The organism is uncultured Corynebacterium sp., from assembly GCF_902782855.1.
Taxonomy (GTDB): domain Bacteria; phylum Actinomycetota; class Actinomycetes; order Mycobacteriales; family Mycobacteriaceae; genus Corynebacterium.
Window position 1 is genome coordinate 1 of record NZ_CACZOO010000254.1, and the last position, 5,785, is coordinate 5,785.

4 protein-coding genes are annotated in these 5,785 nt (G+C 69.7%); all 4 read right to left on the reverse strand.

Annotation, left to right across the window (positions count from 1 at the left end):
* Nucleotide 1: 1 nt before the first annotated feature.
* On the reverse strand, nt 2-2,380 hold the full coding sequence (gene tsaD / locus QZV72_RS10390) for a tRNA (adenosine(37)-N6)-threonylcarbamoyltransferase complex transferase subunit TsaD (RefSeq protein WP_297008227.1): 2,379 nt from the start codon (nt 2,378-2,380) through the stop codon (nt 2-4).
* 238 nt (nt 2,381-2,618) lie between these two features.
* Nucleotides 2,619-3,227 (reverse strand): tRNA (adenosine(37)-N6)-threonylcarbamoyltransferase complex ATPase subunit type 1 TsaE, encoded by a 609-nt coding sequence (tsaE, locus tag QZV72_RS10395; RefSeq protein ID WP_297008231.1) that lies wholly within the window; start codon nt 3,225-3,227, stop codon nt 2,619-2,621.
* 7 nt (nt 3,228-3,234) lie between these two features.
* Entirely contained in the window at nt 3,235-4,338 is a 1,104-nt protein-coding gene (gene alr / locus QZV72_RS10400; RefSeq protein WP_297008235.1) for an alanine racemase, read from the reverse strand.
* 79 nt (nt 4,339-4,417) lie between these two features.
* A partial coding sequence (gene glmS / locus QZV72_RS10405) for a glutamine--fructose-6-phosphate transaminase (isomerizing) (RefSeq protein WP_297008238.1) occupies nt 4,418-5,785 on the reverse strand: 1,368 nt, incomplete at its 5' end.

Here is a 5,785-nt window from a genome sequence, read left to right on the forward strand (position 1 = left end):
CTCACCGACTGCTCACCGGCTGCTCCCCCACCGCAGCCAGCACCGGCACCTCCACGTCCATCGACGGATCGGTGGCCACCCGCAGCCCGCTCGGCGCGACGCCCGCCCCGATGAGGTGGGCTGCCAGCGTCGCGACCATCACCCCGTTGTCGGTGCACAGCGGTCCCGGCGGAACGTGCAGCGTCACCCCGGCCGAGGCGCACCGGGCCGTAGCCAGTGCACGCAACCGACGGTTGGCGGACACACCCCCGCCGAGCAGCAGGACCGACGCCCCGGTGTCCCGGCAGGCCTGCACGGCCTTGGCGGTGAGCACGTCGACGACGGCCTCCTGGAAGGACGCGCAGAGATCCTCGACCGCCACGGTCCCGCCACGGCGTCCCGCCTGTTCGACATAGCGGGCCACCGCGGTCTTCAACCCGGAGAAGGAGAAGTCGTATGCCGGGTCGGACTTCTTCGACAGGCCACGGGGGAAGGGCACCGCAGCAGCGTCACCCGTCGCGGCGAGCCGGTCGATGACCGGACCACCCGGGTAGCCGAGACCGAGCAGACGGGCGACCTTGTCGTAGGCCTCACCGGCGGCGTCGTCGAGAGTCGACCCGAGTTCACGCATCGGCCTGCCGACCCCGTGCACCTCGAGAATCTGGGTATGCCCACCACTGACCAGCAGCGCGATGGCGTGGGGCAGATCATCGGGGATCTCAGCGTCCCGGTCCGGGCCGTAGACACCGCCGGTGTGGAGGGTGTCCACGGCAACGTGGCCACCGAGGTGGTTGACGCCGTAGAAGGGCACCTCCCAGGCCGCCGCACAGGCCTTCGCCGCGGCGGCTCCGACGAGCAGTGCACCGGCCAGCCCCGGACCGACGGTCGCGGCGACGGCGTCGGGGCGCGCACGTCCGGTGACTGCGGCCAAATCGGCGCGGGCGGCCTGCAGGGTGGGCACGAGAGCCTCCAGGTGGGCGCGTGAAGCGATCTCGGGGACGACACCACCGAAGCGTGCATGCTGCTCCATCGACGACGCCACCCGGTTGGCGATCTGTGTGACACGGGTCTTGCCGTCATGCTCATCCAGTTCGACGATGCCGACCCCGGTCTCGTCGCAGGAGCTCTCGATCCCCAGGATCACGCGTGGGCGGTACTGCGGTCCGGGCACGGCGGGCACACCTTCGACAGCGGACACCGGACCGGCGTGCACGGCGGGCCGGTGCATCGTGTAGGCGTCCGCCCCGGAGGGCCGGTAGTAGTTGCGCCGGGTGCCGGTGACGGCGAACCCGTAGGCCCGGTACAGGCCGATGGCCGGCCCGTTGTCGGTGCGGACCTCCAGGAAGACCGGCCCCCCGTGCCGGTCTGCCAGGTCGAGCAGCGGATCCATGAGCAGCTTCGACCAGCCGTTCCCCTGGGCGTCCGGCGCGAGAGCGATGGTGTGGATCTCGAACTCGGGGTCGTCGAGGGGACCTGCCATGGCCAGACCGGCGAATCCCAGCAGGATCCCCTCCCGGTACAGCCCGATGTACCGGGTGTGCGGGGCCGCGATCTCGGAGCGGAACGCCTCCGCCGACCAGGGGGAGTCACCGGCGAAGACCGCGGCCTCGATGGTTGCGCAGGCCTCGGCGTCGTCCTCGGTCAGAGCGGCGACGACGGGCACGCCGACAGCCGCGGCGAGGTCGACACCGCTGAAGTCCAGGGCCTCGGACACGGGCTTGCGGGTCGGTTCCACGGCATCGGGGCGTCGCAGGTAGAGCGCGCGCAGCGGAACCCCGGGCCGCCGCAGACCGGCCGCACTGTACCGCAGCAGTGCAGCGGCGACCAGGCCTTCCGGGGTCGGGTGCGCATCTGCGTCAGTGACCGTCCAGCCCCCCGGGACCGCACCGGGCTTCGCCGTGACCTCACGGGCCGCCAGGACGGTGGCGTCAGGATACTCACCGGCGAGGACACCAGGCGCGGTGACGGACGGACCGTCGACGACGGTGGCCGTGACGGTGTCCACCAGCGACCAGTACCACTCACGGCGTCGGGCGTCCGAGACGACGAGGACGGTACCCGCGACCCCCGGGGAGCAGGCGGTGGCCGCGTGGCTCTCGACACCGTGGACCGGGACACCGAGCGCCTCCCCGAAGGCCGCGGCTGTGGCCATGCCGACACGCAGGCCGGTGAACGGTCCTGGACCGGTGCCGACGACGACGGCATCAAGGTCGGAGGGGGTCAGACCCGCCTCCCGGAGGCAGTCGATGATGTTCGGGGTGAGGACCTCCATGTGCCCGCGCGGGTTGAGCTCGGTGCGCTGCGCCCTGAGCAGCGGGGCGCCGCCGCCCGGGGTGCCGGGGATCTCGACCACCCCGGCGACGACATGGGAGGTGGACGTGTCAACCGCGAGAACATGCATGAGCACGCAGTCTACTTCCCCTGACCCTCCACTTCCCCCGGCCCCGGTGAAGATAAGGCGGAACCCCGCTGCACTCTCCATTTGCAGCGGGGTTCCTGTTGGATACACCCCTCACAGTGATCCGAGGCCCATTATGCACGCTTCCGGACGAAGACACAATCCCCGACACCCGATTTCCCCCGGAACGCCGTCCAGAACCGATTGTGTGGGGGTGATAACAAATACCGTCCCCGGCAGTTCACCCCCGGTCGAGCCAGGTCCACCGCAGGTCACGAGGATCATCGTCCTCCGCGATCACATCGAACTCCTCATCATCCCCACCACCCCCGGTGCGCCGGCCGATCTCCACGTCGATGACGCGGGCCGACAACGTCTCGACGACCCCGCGTCCCCACTCCGCGACGAGAACCCGGTCACCCAGGTCATCGTCGACGTCGAGTGACTCCAGGATGTCGAGCACAGCCTCGCGCGGGAGGTCCGCGCCCTGCTCGCTGACCGCGGTGTGCACCGCGTCCCCGAGCAGCCGGTAGGCGTCCATGTGCAACAGTCCCACACCCGGTGTGCCGTCGGCGCGGGTACCCGCCCGGTGCTCCCGGATGACAGTGAAGGTCGGCGACTTCACGCGGCCCGTCGCACCCAGACCGCGTACCACCCCCTGGGTGAAGGTCGTCTTACCCGCACCCAACGGTCCGGTGAGAACCACCACGTCACCCGCCTGCAGGACCGCCCCGAGCCGCTCCCCCAGCGTCCTCATCGCCTCGGCCGACGGCGCCGGGGCCCGTCCGCACGGGGCGGTGAAGTCAGGGGCGGATCCAGGGTCGGATCCAGGGTTGGATTCAGGGGTCACTGTCAGCTCACTCAGCGACGGGGATGACGCGACGGGCCACCCGCGCACCACGTGGCATGGTGAGGATCTCGTAGTCGATGGTGCCGGCGGCCTCGGCGATCTCCCGGACGGTGCGTCCGCCCTCACCGAAGATCACCGCCCAGTCGCCGGGACGCACCGACGCGCCCGGACCGTCGGTGTCCGACACCGGACCAAGATCCACGACGATCTGGTCCATGCACACCCGACCGATCTGCGGGTACCAGGTACCGTCCACGGTCACACCGAACCTCCCCGACATCGCCCTGGGCAGGCCGTCGGCGTAGCCCATGGCCACCACGGCGGTGCGGTGGTCCTCCGGGGCGACCCAGTGGTGCCCGTAGCTGACCCCCTCACCCTGCGCGACGACTCGGGTGGTGACCACCCGCGCGCGCAGCGTCATCGCCGGATGCAGGTCAACACCGCTCGGGATCGCGCAGGGGTCGACACCGTAGAGGCCGATACCGGGGCGCACCATCTCGTGGCGCAGATCCACCCGGGACAGGGCCGCAGGAGTGTTGGCGATGTGGTTGACCGGGACAGCGATACCACGGGCCCGGCACTCGCTGATCCGGGCACTGAACCGCTCCTCCTGCAGGTCCGTGGTCGGGGAGATCGGGTCATCGGCGTTGGCGAAGTGCGAGAACAGGCCGGTCACCTCGATGAGTCCGGCGTCGACGGCGGCGTCCGCGGCGTCCAGTGCGGCCGGCCACTCCGCCGGGCTGATCCCGGAGCGTGACAGACCGGTGTCCACCATCAACCCGACTTTCAGCGGGCGCCCCACCCCGGCGGCTGCGGCGGTGGCGGCCTCCAGGTGCGCGAGCGAGGGGACGCCGACGGTGATGTCCTGCTCCACGGCACCGCGCAGATCCTCCCCGACAAGCCATATCCAGGCGGTGACCGGGGCGGTGATGCCCGTGCCTCGCAGGGCGAGGGCCTCGCCGAGGGTCGCGACGCCCAGTGCGGCCGCTCCGGCGTCCACCGCGGTGCGGGCCACATCGGACATACCGTGGTTGTAGGCGTCGGCCTTGACCACGGCCATGACTCCCGCCGGGGCGACCAGCCCGGCGAGGGTGCGCACATTGTGCGCCACCGCATTCAGATCGACGACCGTTTCCGCGAGGACATGCGTGGTGTTCGTGGTTCCATTCCTTCTCTTCGGACTGTGACAGCTACTCGACCGTGACCGACTTGGCCAGGTTACGGGGCTTGTCGATGTCGGTGTTCCCGCACTGCCGGGCGATCTCCGCCGACAGGAACTGCAGCGGCACCGTCGACAGCAACGGCTGCAGCAGCGTGCCCGACGCCGGGATCTCCAGCAGGTAGTTGGCGTAGGGCCGCACCGACTCGTCACCCTCCTCGGCGATGACGATGGTCTTCGCGCCACGGGCCCGGATCTCCTGGATGTTCGTGACGATCTTGGAGTGCAGGATCTCCCTGCCCTGCGCCGACGGCACCACGACGACGACCGGAAGACCCTCCTCGATGAGCGCGATCGGGCCGTGCTTGAGCTCGCCGGCCGGGAAACCCTCGGCGTGGATGTAGGCGAGCTCCTTGAGCTTCAGCGCACCCTCCAGCGCCACCGGGTAGCCGACATGGCGGCCGAGGAAGAGCATCGTCGGGATCGGACCGAGCTCCTCGGCGAGCTCATGGATCCTGTCCTTGAGCTCCAGGGTCCTCTCGATCTTCGCCGGGATGGCCTCCAGCTGGTCGAAGATGTCCTCGATCTCGTCGGCGTACTTCGTGCCGCGGGCCTGGGCCAGCGCCAGGCCGACGATGTAGTTCGCGGCGATCTGGGCCAGGAAAGCCTTGGTGGACGCCACGCCGATCTCCGGTCCGGCGTGGGTGTAGAGCACGGCGTCCGACTCCCGCGGGATCTGGGAACCGTTGGTGTTGCACACCGCCAGGACGCGCGCCCCCTGACTCTTGGCGTGACGGACAGCCTCGAGGGTGTCGGCGGTCTCGCCGGACTGGGAGACGGCGACGACGAGGGTCTGCTTGTCCAGCACCGGGTCGCGGTAACGGAACTCGCTGGCCACCTCGATCTCGACGGGCAGCCTGACCCAGTGCTCGATAGCGTACTTCGCCAGCAGACCGGAGTGGTAGGCCGAACCGCAGGCGACGACGAAGACCTTCTCCACCTGACGCAGGTCGTCGTCGGAGATCCGCTGCTCATCGAGGATGACGCGACCGTCGACGAAGTGGCCGGCGAGGGTGTCACGGATGGCTGCGGGCTGCTCGAAGATCTCCTTCATCATGAAGGAGTCGAAACCGCCCTTCTCGGCGGCCGCCAGGTCCCAGTCGATGGTGAAGGGGCGGCCCTCGGCGGGGGAGCCGTCGAAGTCCATGACCCTGTAGCCGTCCTTGGTGATGACGACGACATTGTCCTGGCCGAGTTCCACGGCCTGCCTGGTGTGGGCGATGAACGCGGCGACATCGGAGCCCAGGAACATCTCGTCCTCACCGACACCGACGATCAGCGGGGTGGAGCGCCGACCGGCGACGATCTTGCCCGGCTCATCGACGTGCGTGAACAACAG